Here is an 18,911-nt window from a genome sequence, read left to right as displayed (position 1 = left end):
GAACAATTTTTTCAGGAGAATCATCATGGGCGAAGTCGTCCTGGCTGCGAAAATCTGCCACGTTCCCTCGATGTACCTGTCGGAGCTGCCCGGCAAGCACCATGGCTGTCGCGCGGCGGCGATTGCCGGGCACAAGGAAATCGGCCGCCGCGCCCGTGAGCTGGGTGCCGACACCGCCGTGGTGTTCGATGTGCACTGGCTGGTCAACAGCGCCTATCACATCAACAGTGGCGAGCATTTCAAGGGCATCTACACCAGCAACGAGCTGCCGCACTTCATCAAGAACATGGAGTACGAGTACTCGGGCGCCCCGGAACTGGGCGAGCTGATTGCCGCTGAGGCCAACGCCGCCGATGTCCGCACCCTGGCCCACAACATCCCCAGCCTGGAACTGGAATACGGCACGCTGGTGCCCATGCGCTACATGCACATGGATGTCCCGCCGGAACAGAAGCTCAACGTCGTCTCGATAGCCGCCTGGTGTGCCTGGCATCGCCTGCAAGACAGCTTCACCTTCGGCGCCGCCGTGCGCCGGGCCATCGAAAAAAGCGACCGCAAGGTGCTGGTGCTGGCGTCCGGCTCGCTGTCCCACCGGTTCTCCGATGACCGCAATGCCGAAGCCAACATCCATAACTGGACGCGGGAATTCGACAAGCAGGTCGACCTGCACGTCGTCCAGATGTGGCGCGAGGGTCGCTGGAAGGAATTCTGCGCCATGCTCCCGGACTACGCCGAACACTGCTTCGGCGAAGGCAAGATGCACGACACCGCCATGCTCCTGGGGCTGCTGGGTGGGCCGGATTACGACAAGCCGGCGGAAATCATCACCGAGCCGTTCGGCAGTTCCGGCACCGGCCAGATCAACGCCATTTTTCCGGTTTGAACAGCCTGCGCAGGAGATCCGACGATGCCGCACTTCATCGCTGAGTACACCGACAACATCGAACAACAGGCCGACTTGCCCGGCCTGTTTGAAAAAGTCCATGCCTTGCTGGGCGACAGCGGCGTGTTTCCCCTCGGCGGCATCCGCAGCCGTGGGGTGCGCCTGGACACCTGGCGCATGGCCGACGGCAAGCACGACTATGCCTTCGTGCACATGACGCTGAAAGTCGGCCACGGCCGCGACCTCGCCACCCGCCAGAAAGTCGCGGAGGAACTCTTCGAAGTGATCACCGCGCACTTCGCCGAACTCCAGGCCCAGCGTCTGCTGGCCCTGTCGTTCGAGATGATCGAACTGCACGAGCAACTCAACTTCAAGGCCAACAACGTCCACGCCTTCCTCAAGGCCCAGACGAGCTAAGCGCGCCTGACAGTTACCCATCGGCCCTCTGACAAAAAGTACAAGATCATGAGCACAGCCAATCCCGCTGGCACTGCCGGCGCCATCGCGCACGACCGCACCCACGCCACGATCACCTGGCGGCTGATGCCGTTGCTGCTGGTCTGCTACCTGTTTGCCCATCTGGACCGCATCAACATCGGCTTCGCCAAGATGCAGATGAGCGCCGACCTGCAGTTCAGCGACACGGTCTACGGCTTCGGTGCCGGCCTGTTCTTCATCGCCTATGCGCTGTTTGGCGTACCCAGCAACATGGCCCTGGACCGGGTCGGGCCACGCCGCTGGATCGCCACGCTGATGGTGGTCTGGGGGGCCTTGTCCACCAGCATGTTCCTGATTGAAAGCGCCAGCGGTTTTTATGTGTTGCGCTTTCTGCTGGGGGTAGCCGAAGCCGGTTTCTTCCCGGGCATCCTGGTCTTTCTCAACCGCTGGTACCCGGCGCGACGCCGGGCCCAGGTGACCGCGCTGTTCGCCATCGCCGTGCCGATGGCGGGAGTGATCGGCGGGCCGTTGTCCGGAGGGATTCTCGAATACTTCCACGACGTGGGCGGCTTGCGCGGCTGGCAGTGGATGTTCGTCCTCGAGGGGCTGCCGGTGATCCTGCTGGGCCTGGTGGTGCTCAAATGCCTGCCGGACAGTTTCGAGACGGTCGACTGGCTCACGCCCGACGCCAAACAGCAACTGCGCGAACAACTGAGTGTCGAGGAGCAGCGAAAATCCATCACCTCGTTCTCGGCGATCCTCAATAACCCGCAGGTCTGGTTGCTGGTGGCGGTGTACTTCGCCGTGATGCTGGCGGTGAATACCCTGGCCTTCTGGATGCCCACCCTGATCCACGGCGCCGGCATCGGCAGCGATGGCAAGGTCGGCTTGCTCAGCGCGGTGCCGTACCTGGCGGGCTGCTTTTTCATGATCGGCTGTGGCCGGTCTTCCGACCGCAACCGCGAACGCCGCTGGCACCTTTGCGTGCCGCTGCTGATGTCGGCAGCCGGCATTGCCATCGCCGGGCTCTCTCCCGGCAACCCGACGCTGGTGCTCGGTGGCCTGATTGTCGCCGGCATGGGTGCCAGCGCAGCGTTGCCGATGTTCTGGCAATTGCCACCCGCCTTTCTTTCCAACAACACCCAGGCCGCCGGAATTGCCCTGATCAGTTCCTTCGGCAGCATCGCCTCATTCTTCGCGCCCTACCTCATCGGCTGGATGCGGGACACCACCCAGAGCGCCAGCCTGGCCCTTTACGTCCTGGCGCTGTTTATCACCCTGGGCGGCCTGCTGGTGCTGCGCACCCGGGCTGCCGTCGTCAATCCTCAATAGGGACCTTGTCATGCTCGATCAAAGCCTCATCCAACAAGCCGCCGCCCGCCTCGACCATGCCGAGCGTTCACGGGAACAGGTGCGACAGTTTTCCCTTGATCACCCGCAGATCACCCTCGATGACGCCTATGCCATCCAGCGCGCCTGGGTGGCGCAAAAGATCAAGGACGGCCGCAAACTGGTCGGCCACAAGATCGGCCTGACCTCCCGGGCCATGCAAGTCTCTTCGAACATCACCGAGCCGGACTACGGCGCGCTGCTGGACGACATGTTCTTCGACGAAGGCACCGACATTCCCTTCGAGCGCTTCATCGTCCCGCGGGTAGAAGTGGAACTGGCGTTCATTCTCGGCAAACCGTTGAAAGGCCCGAACGTGACGGTGTTCGACGTACTGGACGCGACCGAATGGGTGATTCCGGCGCTGGAAATCATCGATGCACGGATCCAGCAGGTCGACCCGCAGACCAAGGCCACCCGCAAAGTCTTCGACACCATCTCGGACAACGCGGCCAATGCCGGTGTGGTCATGGGCGGTCGTGCGGTGCGCCCCACCGAGATCGACCTGCGCAAAGTGCCGGCGGTGCTCTACCGCAACGGCGTGATCGAAGAGTCCGGCGTTTCGGCGGCGGTGCTCAATCACCCGGCCAAAGGCGTGGCCTGGCTGGCGAACAAGCTGGCGGCCTATGACGTCACCCTGCAACCGGGGCAGGTCATCCTCGGCGGCTCCTTCACCCGCCCGGTGGCGGCCAACCCGGGCGATACCTTCCATGTCGACTACGACATGCTCGGTTCCATCGCCTGCCGTTTCGTCTGACTGCTCAAGGACTGCCCAATGGACATGCCGATCAACACCTTCAAACAACACCTGAAAAGTGGCGAGGCGCAGATTGGCCTGTGGCTCGGACTGGCCGACACTTACTGCGCCGAACTGGCAGCCAATGCCGGCTTCGACTGGCTGCTGATCGACGGTGAGCACGCCCCCAACGACGTGCGCACCCTGCTCGGTCAGCTCCAGGCCGTGGCGCCCTACCCCGGTCAGCCGGTGATCCGCCCGGTGACCGGCGACACCGCGCTGATCAAGCAAGTACTCGACCTCGGCGTGCAGACGCTCCTGGTGCCTATGGTGGAAAGCGCCGGGCAGGCTCGCGAACTGGTGCGCGCCATGCACTATCCGCCCAGCGGCATCCGTGGCGTCGGCAGCGCGCTGGCCCGGGCGTCGCGCTGGAACAGCATTCCCGGTTACCTCGACAAAGCCGATGAACAGATGTGCCTGCTGGTGCAGATCGAAAGCCGCGAGGGCCTGGCCAACCTCGACGCCATCGCCGCCGTGGAGGGCGTCGACGGTGTGTTCATCGGGCCGGCGGACCTGAGCGCGTCGATGGGTTTTCGTGGCAATCCCGGCCATCCGGACGTACAAGCGGCCATCGAGGACGCCATCGCCCGCATTCGCCAGGCCGGCAAGGCCGCCGGGATCCTCAGCGCCGATGAGAAACTGGCCCGGCGCTACATCGAGCTGGGCGCGGCGTTCGTGGCGGTGGGGGTGGACACGACCGTGCTGATGCGCGGCCTTCAAAGCCTGGCGGCGACGTTCAAGGATGCGCCGAAGCCAGCGATGGGCGGGGTTTACTGACCCAAGTCGAGCACTTCTGTGGCGAGGGGATTTAGCGAACCGTCGCACCGCCCCGCTGGGCTGCGCAGCAGCCCTAAAACCTGACACCTCGGTGTATCAGGCAGATAGAGTTGGACTCTCTTGGGGCTGCTGCGCAGCCCAGCGGGGCGGTGCGACGGTTCGCTGAATCCCCTCGCCACAAAATGCCTTACCAATCAACTTTCAGCGTCTGACCGCCTTCAACTCATTCAGCAACCCCAACAACGTCTGCAGCTTCTCCTCCCCCAACTTTTCCTGCAATCGCTGGTAATTGGCTTCCATGCTCTGGCTCATCGAGTCGAAGCACGCCTGCCCCTGGGGCGCCAGGCGCACCAGTACCCGTCGCTGGTCCTGCTCGGCCTTGCGCCGCACCACCATGCCCGCTGCCTCCATGCGCACCAGCACGCCGGTCATGCTGGGCTTGAGGATGCAGGCCAGTTCGGCCAGACGATTGATCTCCAGTTCGTCGTGCTGGCTGAGGATACGGATGACCCGCCATTGCTGCTCGGTCAGGCCATGTTGATTGAGGGAAGGACGGAAAAACCCCATGGCCGCTTCACGGGCCTGTAGCAGGGTCAGGGTCAGGGATTGACGCGGTTTGGGCATGGAGAGTGATCGCCAAGGAGATTTAGTTAATGAGTTAACTAAATCTTAGCATCATCGGAGTGCAGATGGACTGTGGCGAGGGATTTAACCGTGGAGCGTTAAAGCTGTGGGGCCAGCCTGTGGGAGCAAAGCTTGCTCGCGACAGCGGCGGCCCAGTCAACATCGTTGTCGACCGACATCCCCATTCGCGAGCAAGCTTTGCTCCCACAGATCTGCTCTATGCGCCCTTGATCACCCCTTTGAGCACCGTCTTGAAATGCTCCACCTGAGCCTCGCCAAACTGGCCGAACACCTTGTCCTGCTGCTCCCTGGCAATGGCCCAGAGCCCTTCGGTTTCGTCGATGCCCTTGACGGTCAGGCGCACCCGGTCACCGTCATCGCTCACCAGGCCCTTGCGCTTGAGGTTGGCCACGGCCTCTTCGATCTCGCGCACCGGCATCGCCACTTCCCGCTGCAGGTCAGTCAGGTTCAGCCCGGCGTCGTTCTCCAGCACCATCAGCATCCGCGCTTCGCTGGTGCGCAATCCGGTGGACAGTTGCCGTGGCTGGTAGCTGGCCTGGTACGCCCGCAATGCCTGGGTCATCAGATAGTAGAGGTTGTGGCTCAAACGCCCCTGGAAGTGACTGCTGGGTGGCTGCCCTTCTTCGCGCCGGGTCATGCGCGTGTGGGGCAGGACCATCGAATAGGCGCCCTGGTGATAGAGCAACGGCGAGCGTCCGAAGTCGTCGAAGGCCACGACCTTGCCGATCATGATCCAGTGATCACCGCCATCAACCTGTTGGAATTTTTCACAGTGAAAACGCGCGGCGCAATCGGCGAACACCGGAGCCCCACCGACGCCGCTGTCGAATTCGATATCAGCGAAGCGATCTTCCTTGGGCCGGGCGAAGTTGTTCGACAGGTCGATCTGGTCGGCAGCCAATACGTTCACGGCAAAGTGACTGGCGGCTTCGAACACGCCGTGGCTGCTGGAGCGCTTGTCGATGCTCCAGAGAATCAGCGGCGGGTCCAGGGACACCGAGTTGAAACTGTTGGCCGTCACGCCGACCTTGCGGCCATCCTCAGCCGCGGCGGTGACCACGGTCACACCGGTGGCAAAGTTACCCAGGGCCCGGCGGAATGCGCGGGTATCGAAAGCGCTATCGGAAATACTGGACATGCAAGACTCCCGGCCGCCTCAGGTGACGGCCTCGATTTATTGTTGTAGAGGCGGGACTCGGCGAACCGGCGGTCACACCATGGTGGGGTCGGGCTCCAGGCCCATCAGTTCGCGTCCGAGGATCTGCGCGCAAACGTCGTAGTCGGTGTAGGCATGGGCGCCCGTGAGGTGTGCATCGCGGAACAGCCGTTGCAGTTCGTTGGTCTCGAACCAGGCACCACCACCGGCTGCCTCCATCAGCCGGTCCACCGCCTGGATGCACATCTTGGTGGCGTAGCCCTGGTTGGTCCGCCAGAACGCCAGGGTTTCCCGGCTCGGGTATTCATGGCGTTCGCTGTGCTCGGCGTGCTCCTGCCAGGTTTTTTCGAGGAAGGCCCGGGCCGCCGCCACCTGGTGGGTGGACTCGGCCAGGCGCATCAGCGCCGGGGTGGCCGCCCCCACTGCCGCACCGGTGTAGGCGCGCACGCGGTTGCGGGTTTTCTCACGGAATACTTCGAGCATGCGTTCGGCCACGCCCAGGCTGACGGTGGAAAAGCCACTGGCGAAGTACGGCCGATACGGCGAGTAGAAAATCTTGCTGTCGGGGTACAAGCCGAAGCCGCCGGACTTGCCTTCCATCATGTCCTTGGCTTTCTGGATCCGGTGTTCCGGCACGAACGCGTTGTCGATGATCAACGTCTTGCTGCCGCTGCCGCGCATGCCCACCGCGAACCAGTCATCGCGAATGGCGTAATCGCTTCGAGGCAGTACCGCGAAGCAATAGTCCTGGGTGCCTTCGGCGTTCTTGCGCCGAAACCCGACAATCGCCCACTCGGCGTGGTCGCAACCGCTACTCCAGCCCATTTCACCGCTGAACATCACACCGCCTTCGACCTCCTCGGTGCGACCGAACGGTGCGATGCTGCTGCTGGCGGTGGCATCGGGATCATCGCCCCAGACTTCTTCCTGGGTCTTGGCCGGGAACATCGCCAACTGATGGCTGTGGGTGCACAGCAGGCTCATGGCCCAGGCCGTGCTGGCACAGGCGCCGGCCAGCAGAGCGATGCAATCGGCAAACTGCGGCAGGGAAATCTCCATGCCGCCGTATTTCTTCGGCAGGAACGCCCGGTGCATGCCGATGCCCTTGAGCAAGGCGATATTCTCGGCCGGAACGCTACGGTCCTGTTCCGCCTGGAAGGCATTGGCGGCAATGGCCGGCAGGATGGGCTTGAGGTCTTCGAGAAGCGGATTTGGCTTTTTCATGGGCGGGCTCTTTTATTATTGGCGTCTGCCGATCCCGGCCTGGCCTTGCACCTCACGATAGGCTCGTGGTGCAGAAACGGCGGGATCAAATGATTAAGGCCCGTCCAGTATGGGCATTCCCGGGTGGCTGAAAAATGCACCTTCCAGATCGAAGATTGTACTTTTCATGGCGAAATAACCGAGCGATGGCGCGCTCGGTCAAGTCTCGCGGCACGGATGATCAAGACAAGTGCCCCTCTCCGGGGCCTTAATAGAGCCATCGCGTGCAGTGCCCTGCACGGAGTTTCCTTTCACTTTGTCAGGTTGCGTCATGATCAATATCGAAACGCCCACCTATTACACCGCTACCAAGAAGTACAACCTCAGCTTTCCCACCCTGGAGCAAGACGTGGAAGCCGATGTCGTGGTGATTGGGGGTGGCTTCTCCGGCATCAACACCGCGCTGGAGCTCGCTGAAAAAGGCATCACCAATATCGTGGTGCTCGAGGCGCGCTACCTGGGCTTCGGCGGTACCGGGCGCAACGGCGGGCAGATCATGGCCGGGATCGGGCATGACCTGGAAAAGATCAAGAAGGACGTGGGTGAAGACGGCCTGCGCCAGGTCTTCGAGATCAGCGACCTGGGCGCGGACATCATCAAGGACCGCATCGCCAAATACGCCATCGATGCCGACTTCTGCCATGGCTACGGCTACATGGGCTTCAACGCCCGCCAGGAAAAAACCCTGCGGGCCTGGGAAAAAGACTTCAAGTCGATCAACAGCAAGCACGAGATCCGCTTTCTCGGCGGTTCCGACGTCCAGCAGATCATCGGTTCCAAGGCCTACGGCAGCGCCTTGCTGCACATGGGCGGCGGCCACGTGCACTCGCTGAACCTGCTGCTGGGTGAAGCCAAGGCCCTGGCCGGCCACGGCGTGCGGATCTTCGAAAACAGCCCGGCCCTGGAAGTCAGCTACGGCGAGCGCATCACCGTGCGCACCGGGCGCGGCTCGGTCAAGGCCAGCAAACTGCTGTGGGCCTGTGACAGTTTCCTCAACAAGCTGGAGCCGGAGCTGCATCGTTCGACCATCAACACCTACGCCTTCCAGATGATGACCGAGCCGTTGTCGGACGAGCTGATCCAGCGCATCAGCCCGATCCGCGGTGCCTACAGCGACATTCGCCCGGTGATCGACTACTACCGCGTCACCAATGAAAACCGTCTGCTGTTCGGCGCCGCCACGCCGCTGGTGGAACACATCCCCCAGGATCTCAAGGCCTGGAACCGGCACTTGATGCTGAAGATCTTCCCGTACCTCAAGGACGTGAAAATCGACCTGGCCTGGGGTGGGCCGATGGCGTGCAGCCCGAACCTGTTCCCGCAGATCGGCACCCTGCCCGGCCGCCGCAATGCCTTTTTCGTCCAGGGCTATTCCGGCTTTGGCGTCACGCCGAGCCACATCATCTGCAAGGTGCTGGCCGAAGGCATGAGCGAAGGCTCGGCACGCTACGATCTGGTCAGCTCCATTAAACGCCCGACCATCATCGGCAAAGACGCCATCCGCCCGTTGCTGCTGACCGCCGGCAAGTCCTGGCATCAGTTGTCGGGTTACTGGAATGGGCGTCGCTAACGTGTAGTGGGCCTGAATTCATATCTGCCTGCTTATGGGGCTGCTGCGCAGCCCAGCGGGGATAAATCCCCTCGCCACAAAACCGCATCCCTCTCAATCATCAGGAGTCACTGCCATGTCCCTCACCACCGTTAAAAAAGACATCCAGCTGTCCGAGCTCGACGCCTGGGGCACCGTTGCCGACCTGGGTTCGCAGATTCTCGAAGGCGAAGTCAAAGCCTTCGGCAAGATGACCTTCGGCGCTCCGACCGACGCCATCAGCAGTGCCTACTTCGGCACCACCCAGGGCAAGTTCCGGATGGTGTATCCCTTCGCCGAACAAGCCACCGTGGTCACCGGCGAAGTGGTGCTCACCGACGAAGCCACCGGCCAGAGCACCCGCTACAAGGCCGGCGACAGCTGGTTCGTGACCAAGGGCACGCCGGTGCTGTGGGAAGTGGTCAGCGAGAGTTTCGTCAAGCACTACTTCGCGGTAGCCTGACCGGACAGGGCCGCTGGAATCACCGGCGGCCCGCATCACGAAGGTTGCGCCCATGAACGTCATCGCCACCCAGGACATCGCCGGTCATTGTCTGCAAGCGTTCACCCAGCTGATTCCCGCCAGCCGGGCGGCCTTCTACTGCGTCGACCGACACTTGCAGGCCCATGATTTCAGCCTGCACGGCATGAGCGGCGAAATGCACCGCGATTACCTGGACAATTACTGCCAGTTCGATCCGCTGCAACCGCGCAAATGCGTGTCCAGCGAGCAGGCCGTGGTGCCGCTGGGCCTGGCGATGACCCGCCAACCGGTACGGGACAGCCAGCGCTACCGCAGCTTCTTGCAGCGCTACGGCATCGTGGATGTGGTGGAAGTCTTCGCCCGCCGGGACGGTCAGCCGCAAGCCGCCATCTCGTTGCTGCGCACCGCCGAACAAGGCGCCTTCACCAGCCAGCAATTGACCCAACTCAACGCCTTGCAGGCCTTGCTGCAACTGGCCGTCGCCCACCTTCCCGCCCATGGGGATGCCTTGGGCAGCCTGACGCCCAAGGAGCGCCAGATCGCCTTGCTGCTGCGCCAAGGTGTCAGCAACAAACACTTGGCCCGGGAACTGGACGTGGGCTTGCCGACCATCAAGACGCACCTGATCAACCTGTTCCGCAAGGTCGGCGTGAGCAGCCGTACCGAGTTGGTCAGCACACTGTTTCTCTGACACGGCTCAACCATTCGGTTGATAGTCCACTGGGGCCCAGGCCCCCATGATCCGGGTGGACACTTCATCCAACCGGAGCCTTGCAATGAGCACATCTACAGACTGGATCACCGTCGGCGCCCTGGCCGATGGCTTTGCCCCAGAAGCCTTCATCCTGCCAAACCTCGCTGACCTGAGCGGCAAGACCTTCACCCTGAACTTCGCCAATGGCTGGCAGATCGAGCATCGGTTCGAGCAAGAAACCTTGTCGTGGCACGCGGCCGATGGACACTCCAGCGGCACGGCGGCGTATCGGGCCACATCGGTGCGCCCGGGCTTGTACCTGGTGGACTTCCTCAAGGGCGAAGGTGCGCAAACCTTGTCGGTCAGCCTGGTGCTCGACACCGCCAACGCGGCGTTCACCGCCGTGATCGGCCGCATGCCCGAGCAAGCGCAAACCCGCGAAGGGCTCTACGGGCGAGCGTTGGCGGGTCAGCCGCTGACTTCCGTCGGTGTCGAATTCTTCCACGGCAGCCTTGATCGCCCTTGGCAGCCAGACCTCTGCCCGCATGCCCCGAGCACGGAACTGGTGGGCCTGCGCAACCTGTATCGCTACAGCCCGAGTGAAGTCTACGAACACATTTACCTCAACGACCAGTTCTATTCCTGGCAGTGCCTCAAGGGCGTGGAGCAAGGCCTGTGCGACACCGATCGTTGCGACACCTACAAGGTCGCCGATGAGTTGTACCTGTTCGTCTGGCGGGAAAAAATCATCCCGACCCTCGGCCTGGTGCTGATCGACCTGCAACAGCATCGCAGCGACGGCAAGATCTTCGGCTACGCCGGGGCGTCGTTCGATGAGTTTTCCAATTTCCCGGTCAGTTCCTACTGCCAGGTCCTCAACCGCACGGAGTATCCCGATGCCTGAATCACGCACCGTGGTGATTACCGGCGCCGGCACCGGCATCGGCGCCGCCTGTGCCCGGTTGCACGCGGCCGAAGGCGCCAATCTGGTGTTGATCGGCCGACGCCGCGAGCCCCTGGAGCAACTGGCCGCAGAGATCGGCGGCCTGGTGCTGGTGGGCGATGCGGCTTGCCCGCAGATCTGGGACGGTTTCGTCGCGCAGATTCGCCAGCGCTTCGGCCGACTCGATGTGCTGCTGGCGTGTGCCGGTGGCATGGGTCAGGGCAGCGCCACCGAGACCAGTCCGCAGGCCTGGGACGCAGCCATGCGCAGCAACCTCGACAGCGCGTTCTATAGCGCGAGGGCTTGCTTGCCACTGCTGCAGGAAAGCGCCGGCAACATTGTGCTGGTCGCCTCCATTGCGTCATTGGCGGCGGGGCCGCAGGTTTGCGGCTACACCACGGCCAAGCACGCGCTGCTGGGCCTGAACCGCTCTTTGGCGCGGGATTACGGGCCAAAAGGCGTGCGGGTCAACGCCGTCTGCCCAGGCTGGGTGCGCACGCCGATGGCCGATGAGGAAATGCAGGTGCTGATGCAGTTCCATGGCGAAACGCTGCAACAGGCCTACGAGCGGGTCTGCGCCGACGTGCCATTGCGCCGGCCAGCCAGCGCCGAGGAAATCGCCCAGGTCTGTCGCTTCCTGGCTTCCCGGGACGCGTCGATCATCACCGGCGCGGCGCTGGTGGCCGATGGCGGTTCCAGCATCGTCGACGTGCCGACACTGGCCTTCAGCCGAATGGGGACAGCCCATGCCGAATGATCTGGATTTCAGCAGTAAAACGGTGCTGGTGACGGGCGGCGCCCAAGGCATTGGCCGGGCCATTGTCGAAGCCTTCGCCTGGCACGGGGCCCGGGTGGTGATCGCCGATCTGGGCCTGGCGCGGGCCGAAGCGCTCGCCGATGAACTGACTGCCGAGGGCTGCCAGGTGGAAGCCGTCGGCGTTGATCTGGCTGACGCCACAGCGATTGCTGCCATGATGGCCGGGCTGGAGCAGCGCCTGGGCCGGCTGGATGTGCTGGTGCACAACGCGGGGTATTTTCCGCTGACGGCTTTCGAGCAGATTACGCCAGCTGTACTGGAACGGACGCTGGCGGTGAACCTGTCGGCGCTGTTCTGGCTGACCCAGGCGGCGCTGCCGCTGTTCCGGCGCCAGGGCCAGGGCTGCGTGCTGGTGACTTCATCGGTCACCGGCCCGCGGGTGGCGTATCCGGGGCTCAGCCATTACGCCGCGTCCAAGGCCGGGGTCAATGGTTTCATTCGCAACGTGGCCCTGGAGCTGGCGGCTGAGAATATCCGGGTGAACGGCGTCGAACCCGGCATGATCGCGACACCGGCCATGGCTAACCTCGGTGACGATGACCTCAACCAGGACATCGCCCGCCGAGTCCCCCTGGGGCGTCTGGGCAAACCGGCCGACATCGCCGGCGCCATGCTGTTCCTGGCCTCGGACCTGGCCAGCTATGTGACCGGCCAGACCCTGGTGGTCGACGGCGGCTCGACCTTGCCGGAGATTTGAAACGGGGTCGGCTTGCGGTGGTGGTGACAGGACCTCCGCCATCGCGAGCAGGCTCGCTCCCACATTTGTTTTCGGTGTTCATCGTAACTTACCCATCACTCGTCCCTGTGGGAGCGGGCTTGCTCGCGAAAGCAGTGTATCTGCCACAGAGATGTTGAATGGAGCGCCGCCTTCGCGGGCAAGCCCGCTCCCACAGGTTCAGCAGTGTCCCCAATATCGCGTACACCACACCTCCCCCTGTGGGAGCGAGCCTGCTCGCGATAGCGGTGTATCTGCCACAGAGATGTTGAATGTGCCGCCGTCATCGCGGGCAAGCCTGGCTCCCACAGGTTCAGCAGTGTCCCCAATATCGCGTACACCACACCTCCCCCTGTGGGAGCGGGCTTGCTCGCGATAGCGGTGTATCTGCTACAGAAATGTTGAATGTGCCGCTGTCATCGCGGGCAAGCCTGGCTCCCACAGGTTCAGCAGTGTCCCCAATATCGCGTACACCACACCTCCCCCTGTGGGAGCGAGCCTGCTCGCGATGGTGGTAGTTCGGTCAACAACCACCCCGCCTCAAACCATCCCCAGCGCCTGTTGCAGGTGGCTGGAGCGAAAATCCTTGGGTGACTGTTCGAACTGCTTCTTGAAGGAACGGCTGAAGTGGGCCGAGTCGGTGAAGCCCCATTTGTAGGCGATCGAGGTAATGGATTCGTCCCGCAGGAACGGGTTGCTCAGGTCATCGGCACTGCGCTTGAGCCGTGCCCGCTGGATGTAGCGGCAGACGCTGTCGTCCTGTTCTTCGAACAAACGGTACAGGTGCCGCACCGAGATGTTCAGGCGATTGGCCAACCCGACCGGGCTCAGGCCGGGCTGGGTCAAGGATTCATCGATGACCTTCTGCACATAGCTGCGCAGATGGCTGCCCTGGAGCGACGCGGCGTCATCGCGGGCATCGGTGGTGTGTTCCAGCGCCGACCCCAGCAGCGAGACAAAGGCATTCTGCAAGGCTTCCCCCTCGCCCGCCACGCCCTCGCCGTCCGGGGTGTCCTTGCACAACTGGTCCATCAGCACATGCAGCATCCGCCCGCAGGCTTTGCTCGAAGAGACCTTGCCGAAGGTCCTGGTCTCCGCGCCCAGTTGTCTCGACACATCCTGGCGAGACAAGGACAGCACGGCGTGCTCGATCAGGCCGAACGGGCTGATCTCAAGCGAGCCGGCCGAATCCATCAACAGCAGCTCACCGGGGGCCAACTGGATGCTCAGGTCGTTCTGGGTGATCCGGCAATAGCCACTGCGCTGGCTGACCAGCAAGCAGTCCTGATCATCGTCGTGATCCGGATTGGGTGAGTGACGCTTGATGGAACCGGCGTTGGTACGCAGGTTGGAAAGGGATAGGCCGCCACGGCAGAAATTCGATACCTGGCCGATAAACAACGCACGATTAAACGCCAACTCCGTCTCGAAGTGACCGCAAGTGGCGCGCAGATCCCGGTTCCAGGATTCCAGCCCGTCTTGCCCAACCTGTTGCATGCTCATGGCGCTCTCCGCAGTGGCTTATTGTTTTTGTACGGCAATAGTTAACATGTTATCTATATGCACGCAACAAGTACCTGTTCGCCAGAGCAACAGCAGGATTGATGCCAGGGCATCACAACAGCGTCATAGGCTCCCCAAGGCCCTTTGCAAGCCGCTCAAGACCGCCAGCAACGCCACGCGCTGCGCCTGTCCGATAGGAATGTACCGACGAAAGGCCGGCATGCGGTTGACCACCTCGCTACCGCCCATGTGTTCCAGGCGCACACACCATTCGCGCCCTTGCAGGTCGATGCGCAAGCGTTTGAAGTCCAGCGGCATGAGCGCCTGATACAGCAGAGGATCCTGCTCCAGGGCCGCCTGGAGCCGGGCCGCCAATGCCGTGTCCCCGCCCCGCTGCCGGCAGCGAATGCCATTGCGGCGAATGGCCCCGCCATGGTGCAGTTCCAGGCGCGCCGTGCCCTCTATCGACGCCGGTACGCGCAGCACGAACTCCGTCATCACCAAGTGCATCAGTAGCTGCGATTCGGTGCGTTCGACAACCTCCAAATGAAGGCTGCCGTCGTCGCTGACCAGCGTCGCCGTCGCCGGTCCCGATAACTCGAAACGTGCCAGGCCGAGGTTGCGCCGCACATGCTCCAGGGTCACCCCCGGCCGATAACCGGCCGGGGCGCGCCTGGCGCTGAACAGCTCAGACAGTTTTTGCAGCACGTTCGTCAAACTCGCCGACAGGTTGCCCTGGTTCATGGGAAAACTCCTTGGCCAGCACGTCTTCCACCGACGCCGGCTTGAATGGATTGACCTTCTGCACCACCAGGGTCCAAAACAACGCATAGGCCGCGGTGCCGCCGAGCATCACCGCGAACGGGATGTAGATGTCCGCCGGGTTCATGCCCGGTGGTGTGATGAACCACATGCCCAACACGATGCCGACACTGGAGAGGATCTGTGGCAGCGGGAACCACGGTGAGCGATAGGCCCGTGGCAGGTCGGGACGGCGGATCCGCAGGCTGACCACCGATACGGTCACCAGCAGGTAGGCGAAACTCCAGGCACACACCGCCGCCAGCACCAGGTGCATGATGTTGTCGGTGTTGCCGCCGAGCCACAGCGCGTGCAGGCACGGAATCAGCGCCGCCACCAGGATGCACAGCAGTGGCGTCTTGAAACGAGGATGCAGGTAGGTGAAAACCTTCGGCAGAGCGCCGTCCACCGCCATCCCATAGAGAATCCGAGGCACGCCGGCCATCAGGGTATTGATGGTCGCCGCACCGGCAAACAGAAAGCCGATCCCCAGCCACAGCGGGCCGATATCGCCCATGACCTGTTCGGCGAAGCGCGGAATCGCCATGGGCGTGTCCAGCAGATGCACGCCGCTGGCGGCATCCAGCAACACGTTTTCCACCTGGCGTTTCATGGCTGCGCCGTAGATGAACATGCACGAGGCGACACTCAACAAGCCCAGGATCATCGCCTTGGGCATGACCTTGGCCGAGTTGCGCAAGTCCGGCGCCAACGGCGTCACGAACTCGCAACCGACGAACATGAACATCGCCATGCCCACCAGCGACAGGATAGTGACCAGGTCAGTGCCCACCAGCGAGACGCCGAACCAGCCTTCCAGTTGCACCGCCGGCGCGGCGATCAGGCCCAGCACGCCGAACACCATCAACGTGGTCCACATGCCGAAAGTCAGAATGATCTCGGCCCTGCCGAACGCGCTGACGCCGAAGGCATTGAGCACCCCGAAAACGATGACGAAGCCCACCCCAAGCAGCCAGGAGCCCCCGGCGGACTCGGCCAGGGTGTTCAGGTGTTCGAAGTTCACCAGCGCCATGACCCCGGAAAGAATGGTCTCGGCGGTGCCGGCGAAGACGTGCACGATCAAGTAGGCCGACAGCGTGCCGGTGATCGCAAAGAAGCGCCCCATGCCGCAGTTGATGTAGTCATACACCGAGCCGGTGGTGGGCAGGATCGATGCGGCCTCGGCGAACGTGGTCGCCTGGGCCAGCATCATCACCACGGCGATCAGCATGGCCACGGCAAACGCGCTGCCGCCGATACCGAAACCCATGGTCGCGGTGAGAATCACCGGGCTGGCCATGATCAGGCCAATGGTGCTGGCCAGGGCGGTGGGAAAGCCCACCGTACCCCGGTTCAGGTGGACGGTGAGCCGGTCATTGATCGACATGGTGCAGATCCTCGAAAAGCGGATTTTTAGTATGGATGCCACAGCCGTCCAGGAGCCGGCATTCAAGCTCCCCAGCCAGTCCCTGATCGAAACGGCGTTGCGTGCAGCCTCACTTTGCGCCGCCCCCGTCCCGGGCGTCTTGCCCATGTCTGCCGCCGGTTTTGTTGCTGCCTGCCAGCGTCCGTCACCTGGCGGGCTGGGTCAATTCCCTGGCAGCCAGGTGAAAGACTTCCCCGGTTCCTGCTCGCCTTAATGCGTGCTCTGCCATCCAACCACACTGGGGAAACACCATGGAGCACACACGCCACACACCACTGCTGCGCCGCGCCATCGGCCTGGGCATCGCCTTGCTGGTCGCCGGACCCTCGGCCCAGGCCTATGAGCTTTACACCGACGAAGACACCACCGTCACCGGCAACTTCCTGGCGGTCTACGGGATGTTCAACAGCCGCAAGAACTACGACGGCACCGCCGGCGGTTCGAGCTGGCGGGAAGGTTTCATCAAGTATGGCCTGAGTATCGAGCAGACCCTGGCGGGCACGGGCAGTGTCTACGGCACCGCCAATCTAGTCAGTTCCGGCACCTGGGGCGATGGCGATCCGGCCGGCCTGAGCGACGGTTCCGAACGCACCACCAAGTTCGATGAAGCCTTCGCCGGCTGGCGTTCGGGAGATCTGTTTCCGGTCCTGGGCAAGGATGGCGTCGATCTGTCCTATGGTCGCCAGGTGATCACCCTGGGCGATGGTTTCATCATCAACGACGACGGCTTGAACCTGGGCAAAGGTCCGGCGGATGGCGAGTTCAATCGCGGCGGCGCCTATTACCTGGCGGCCCGTCACGCCTTCGACAAGACCGCCGTGCTGCGCCTGGGCGGCAAGGAAGGCGTGCATGGCAGCCTGATGTGGATCAAGTCCGATAACCGCGCCCAGGCCAACACAGAAATGGCCGCCGGTACCCTGGAATACACCCGCGCGCCCGGCACCCTGGGCTTGACCTATATCCATGGCATTGATGTCGACGACCACTACGCCAGCGACTTCCAGAAGCAGCGCGAAGGCATGGACATCTACAGCCTGCGCGGCAGCGGCAACGCCGGCATCGAAAACGCCCACTTCGCCTTCGAATACGCCTGGCAGGACAAGGATGCCGGCCCGGAGAAAGCCTGGTACACCGAGGCGGGCTACACGTTCGCCGACCTGCCCTGGACACCCGATCTGACCTATCGCTACAGCCGCTACTCGCAGAACTGGGACTCGATGTTCAACGGCCTGAGCCGTGGCTACGGCACTTGGTTCCAAGGCGAGGTGGCCGCCAACTATTCCGGTCCGTTCAACAGCAATACCGCCATCCAGCACGCCGGCCTCAAGCTCAAGCCGACGGAAACGGTGACCCTCGGCGCGCTGCTCTTCGACTACAAGACCCTGCATACCCGCCAGGCATTGAACCTCGACGGCCGTGAGCTGGACCTGTACGTGGAATGGGCGCTGAACGAGCACCTGATCGTCACGCCGCTGGTGGGCTTGTACAAGCCGGAAAAGGACGACAGCAACGGCGGTAATCAGGTGGGCGGCAACGGCACCAACGTTTACAGCCAACTGGTGGTGGCGGTGCCGTTCTGAACGCATCGGGAGCGGCCAGGACGGCAGCTCCCGACCCGCTTACTGTTTGTGCTGATGCAGCATTGTCTGGATCTGGTGCGTCGCCTGGCGGGTACTCTCCGCCAGCTTGCGCACCTCGTCGGCCACCACGGAAAAGCCGCGTCCGACCTCACCCGCCCTGGCGGCTTCGATCGCCGCGTTCAACGCCAGCAGGTTGGTCTGGTCGGCGATTCCCTTGATCACCCCCACCACCGTGGCGATCTGGGCGTAGGTCACCTGGTTCTGCTCCAGCATGCGCTGGTGGGTGGATTGGGCCGAGCGCTCATCGCTGATGTCACGCACCGCGCCAATGACCCGGACCAGCCGCCCATGGGCATCCCGTACCGCGCGCCCGCGCTCACGGCACCAGATGTAGTCCCGGCTTTTGTGGCGCATGCGGTACTCGAAAACGTATTCGCCACTGCCTTGGGAACCGAGGATTTCCCGGTCGAAAATCGCCATGATCTTCGGCAGGTCGTCCGGATGGGTGATGCCCACCTGGGCATCCCAGCCATCGGGCAGCTCGTCCGGCCCATAGCCCAGCAGCGAGCGAAACTGGCTGGAGAAACGCATGCCGCTGGCCGGGTGCTGGAGATCGCCATTGACCACCGTGATGTCCCAGCAGCCTTCGGTCAGGGTCGATTGCAACAATTCCCAGATCTGCGCTTCCTGGCGTTGCTGCTGCAATTGCTGACGGTGTTCATCCAGCTGCATTTCCAGTGCGCGTTCGCGCTCCTCGGCCCGGGCCAGTTGCTGGCGCACCGTCTCCAGCTCACGTTCGCCTTGCTGACCTCGCGTAACTTGCTCGTCCAACAGTTCTTCGACGCGACGACAGCGCTCGGTGGCTTCCGCCATCTGACGAGCGTGCCGGGCCAGGCAGGGCCGCAGCTGTGGATACGCGTCGAGCACGGGTGTGTCGTCGCTTTCACCGGCCAGCGCCCGCTGCACCTGGACGCTCAACGCCAGCTTCTGTTTGTTGGTCTGGAGAAACATCG

20 protein-coding genes are annotated in these 18,911 nt (G+C 63.0%); 13 read left to right on the top strand and 7 right to left on the bottom strand.

The window, feature by feature from the left end; all coding sequences use genetic code 11:
- Positions 1 to 25: 25 nt before the first annotated feature.
- Genes hpaD through hpaI form a run of 5 tightly spaced genes read left to right on the top strand, consistent with a single transcriptional unit; the run spans position 26 to position 4,283 of the window.
- Positions 26 to 883, top strand: a complete 858-nt coding sequence (gene hpaD / locus LOY35_RS12685) for a 3,4-dihydroxyphenylacetate 2,3-dioxygenase (RefSeq protein ID WP_258632932.1) — start codon at positions 26 to 28, stop codon at positions 881 to 883.
- Between the two features lie 24 nt (positions 884 to 907).
- Entirely contained in the window at positions 908 to 1,300 is a 393-nt protein-coding gene (locus LOY35_RS12680; RefSeq protein WP_258632931.1) for a 5-carboxymethyl-2-hydroxymuconate Delta-isomerase, read from the top strand.
- Between the two features lie 48 nt (positions 1,301 to 1,348).
- Positions 1,349 to 2,653 carry an MFS transporter gene (locus LOY35_RS12675; protein ID WP_258632929.1) on the top strand — a complete coding sequence of 435 codons (1,305 nt, stop codon included), beginning with the start codon at positions 1,349 to 1,351 and terminating at the stop codon, positions 2,651 to 2,653.
- A 10-nt stretch (positions 2,654 to 2,663) separates the two neighbouring features.
- The gene (gene hpaH / locus LOY35_RS12670; protein ID WP_024779822.1) at positions 2,664 to 3,467 is read left to right on the top strand and encodes a 2-oxo-hept-4-ene-1,7-dioate hydratase; all 804 of its coding nucleotides are present in this window, start codon (positions 2,664 to 2,666) and stop codon (positions 3,465 to 3,467) included.
- Between the two features lie 18 nt (positions 3,468 to 3,485).
- A complete protein-coding gene (hpaI, locus tag LOY35_RS12665) occupies positions 3,486 to 4,283 on the top strand; it encodes a 4-hydroxy-2-oxoheptanedioate aldolase (RefSeq protein WP_258632927.1) in 798 nt (265 codons plus the stop codon).
- A gap of 201 nt (positions 4,284 to 4,484) precedes the next feature.
- On the opposite strand, the gene hpaR is transcribed toward hpaI, so the two are convergent.
- The 3 genes from hpaR to LOY35_RS12650 form a co-directional block, all read right to left on the bottom strand.
- Positions 4,485 to 4,907, bottom strand: a complete 423-nt coding sequence (hpaR, locus tag LOY35_RS12660) for a homoprotocatechuate degradation operon regulator HpaR (protein ID WP_041020126.1) — start codon at positions 4,905 to 4,907, stop codon at positions 4,485 to 4,487.
- A gap of 217 nt (positions 4,908 to 5,124) precedes the next feature.
- Entirely contained in the window at positions 5,125 to 6,066 is a 942-nt protein-coding gene (locus tag LOY35_RS12655; RefSeq protein WP_258632925.1) for a p-hydroxyphenylacetate 3-hydroxylase reductase component, read from the bottom strand.
- Positions 6,067 to 6,138: 72 nt separating this feature from the next.
- Positions 6,139 to 7,308 carry a p-hydroxyphenylacetate 3-hydroxylase oxygenase component gene (locus tag LOY35_RS12650; protein WP_258632923.1) on the bottom strand — a complete coding sequence of 390 codons (1,170 nt, stop codon included), beginning with the start codon at positions 7,306 to 7,308 and terminating at the stop codon, positions 6,139 to 6,141.
- Between the two features lie 310 nt (positions 7,309 to 7,618).
- On the opposite strand from LOY35_RS12650, the gene LOY35_RS12645 reads away from it, so the two are divergent.
- From LOY35_RS12645 to LOY35_RS12620, 6 genes are all read left to right on the top strand, one after another.
- The gene (locus tag LOY35_RS12645) at positions 7,619 to 8,917 is read left to right on the top strand and encodes an FAD-binding oxidoreductase (protein WP_024779817.1); all 1,299 of its coding nucleotides are present in this window, start codon (positions 7,619 to 7,621) and stop codon (positions 8,915 to 8,917) included.
- 115 nt (positions 8,918 to 9,032) lie between these two features.
- A complete protein-coding gene (locus LOY35_RS12640) occupies positions 9,033 to 9,398 on the top strand; it encodes a cupin domain-containing protein (protein ID WP_041020123.1) in 366 nt (121 codons plus the stop codon).
- Between the two features lie 52 nt (positions 9,399 to 9,450).
- The gene (locus LOY35_RS12635; RefSeq protein ID WP_258632921.1) at positions 9,451 to 10,110 is read left to right on the top strand and encodes a LuxR C-terminal-related transcriptional regulator; all 660 of its coding nucleotides are present in this window, start codon (positions 9,451 to 9,453) and stop codon (positions 10,108 to 10,110) included.
- Between the two features lie 85 nt (positions 10,111 to 10,195).
- Positions 10,196 to 11,017 (top strand): molybdenum cofactor biosynthesis F family protein, encoded by an 822-nt coding sequence (locus tag LOY35_RS12630; protein ID WP_258632919.1) that lies wholly within the window; start codon positions 10,196 to 10,198, stop codon positions 11,015 to 11,017.
- Positions 11,010 to 11,813, top strand: coding sequence for an SDR family NAD(P)-dependent oxidoreductase (locus tag LOY35_RS12625; protein ID WP_258632917.1), 804 nt, complete (start codon positions 11,010 to 11,012; stop codon positions 11,811 to 11,813). Before LOY35_RS12630 ends, LOY35_RS12625 begins: the two co-directional genes overlap by 8 nt.
- Positions 11,803 to 12,570 (top strand): SDR family oxidoreductase, encoded by a 768-nt coding sequence (locus tag LOY35_RS12620; RefSeq protein WP_258632916.1) that lies wholly within the window; start codon positions 11,803 to 11,805, stop codon positions 12,568 to 12,570. The genes LOY35_RS12625 and LOY35_RS12620 overlap by 11 nt, the downstream gene beginning before the upstream one ends.
- Before the next feature lie 558 nt (positions 12,571 to 13,128).
- Here the strand turns inward: LOY35_RS12620 and feaR are convergent.
- The 3 genes from feaR to LOY35_RS12605 form a co-directional block, all read right to left on the bottom strand.
- Positions 13,129 to 14,091 (bottom strand): transcriptional regulator FeaR, encoded by a 963-nt coding sequence (feaR, locus tag LOY35_RS12615; RefSeq protein ID WP_258632914.1) that lies wholly within the window; start codon positions 14,089 to 14,091, stop codon positions 13,129 to 13,131.
- Between the two features lie 123 nt (positions 14,092 to 14,214).
- Positions 14,215 to 14,835 (bottom strand): DUF3156 family protein, encoded by a 621-nt coding sequence (locus LOY35_RS12610; RefSeq protein ID WP_258632912.1) that lies wholly within the window; start codon positions 14,833 to 14,835, stop codon positions 14,215 to 14,217.
- The gene (locus LOY35_RS12605; protein ID WP_258632910.1) at positions 14,780 to 16,279 is read right to left on the bottom strand and encodes an APC family permease; all 1,500 of its coding nucleotides are present in this window, start codon (positions 16,277 to 16,279) and stop codon (positions 14,780 to 14,782) included. The genes LOY35_RS12610 and LOY35_RS12605 overlap by 56 nt, the downstream gene beginning before the upstream one ends.
- A gap of 31 nt (positions 16,280 to 16,310) precedes the next feature.
- Between LOY35_RS12605 and LOY35_RS12600 the strand changes: the two genes are divergently transcribed.
- On the top strand, positions 16,311 to 16,532 hold the full coding sequence (locus LOY35_RS12600) for a hypothetical protein (RefSeq protein ID WP_258632908.1): 222 nt from the start codon (positions 16,311 to 16,313) through the stop codon (positions 16,530 to 16,532).
- A gap of 37 nt (positions 16,533 to 16,569) precedes the next feature.
- Positions 16,570 to 17,898: an alginate export family protein gene (locus LOY35_RS12595; protein ID WP_258632906.1), complete on the top strand. Its 1,329-nt coding sequence runs from the start codon at positions 16,570 to 16,572 to the stop codon at positions 17,896 to 17,898.
- 39 nt (positions 17,899 to 17,937) lie between these two features.
- Here LOY35_RS12595 and LOY35_RS28415 read toward each other — a convergent pair whose 3' ends face one another.
- Entirely contained in the window at positions 17,938 to 18,909 is a 972-nt protein-coding gene (locus LOY35_RS28415) for a methyl-accepting chemotaxis protein (RefSeq protein ID WP_309475908.1), read from the bottom strand.
- Positions 18,910 to 18,911: the final 2 nt, after the last annotated feature.

Source organism: Pseudomonas sp. B21-028 (genome assembly GCF_024749045.1).
Classification (GTDB): Bacteria; Pseudomonadota; Gammaproteobacteria; order Pseudomonadales; family Pseudomonadaceae; genus Aquipseudomonas.
This window is presented reverse-complemented; position numbering and strand designations above follow the sequence as displayed.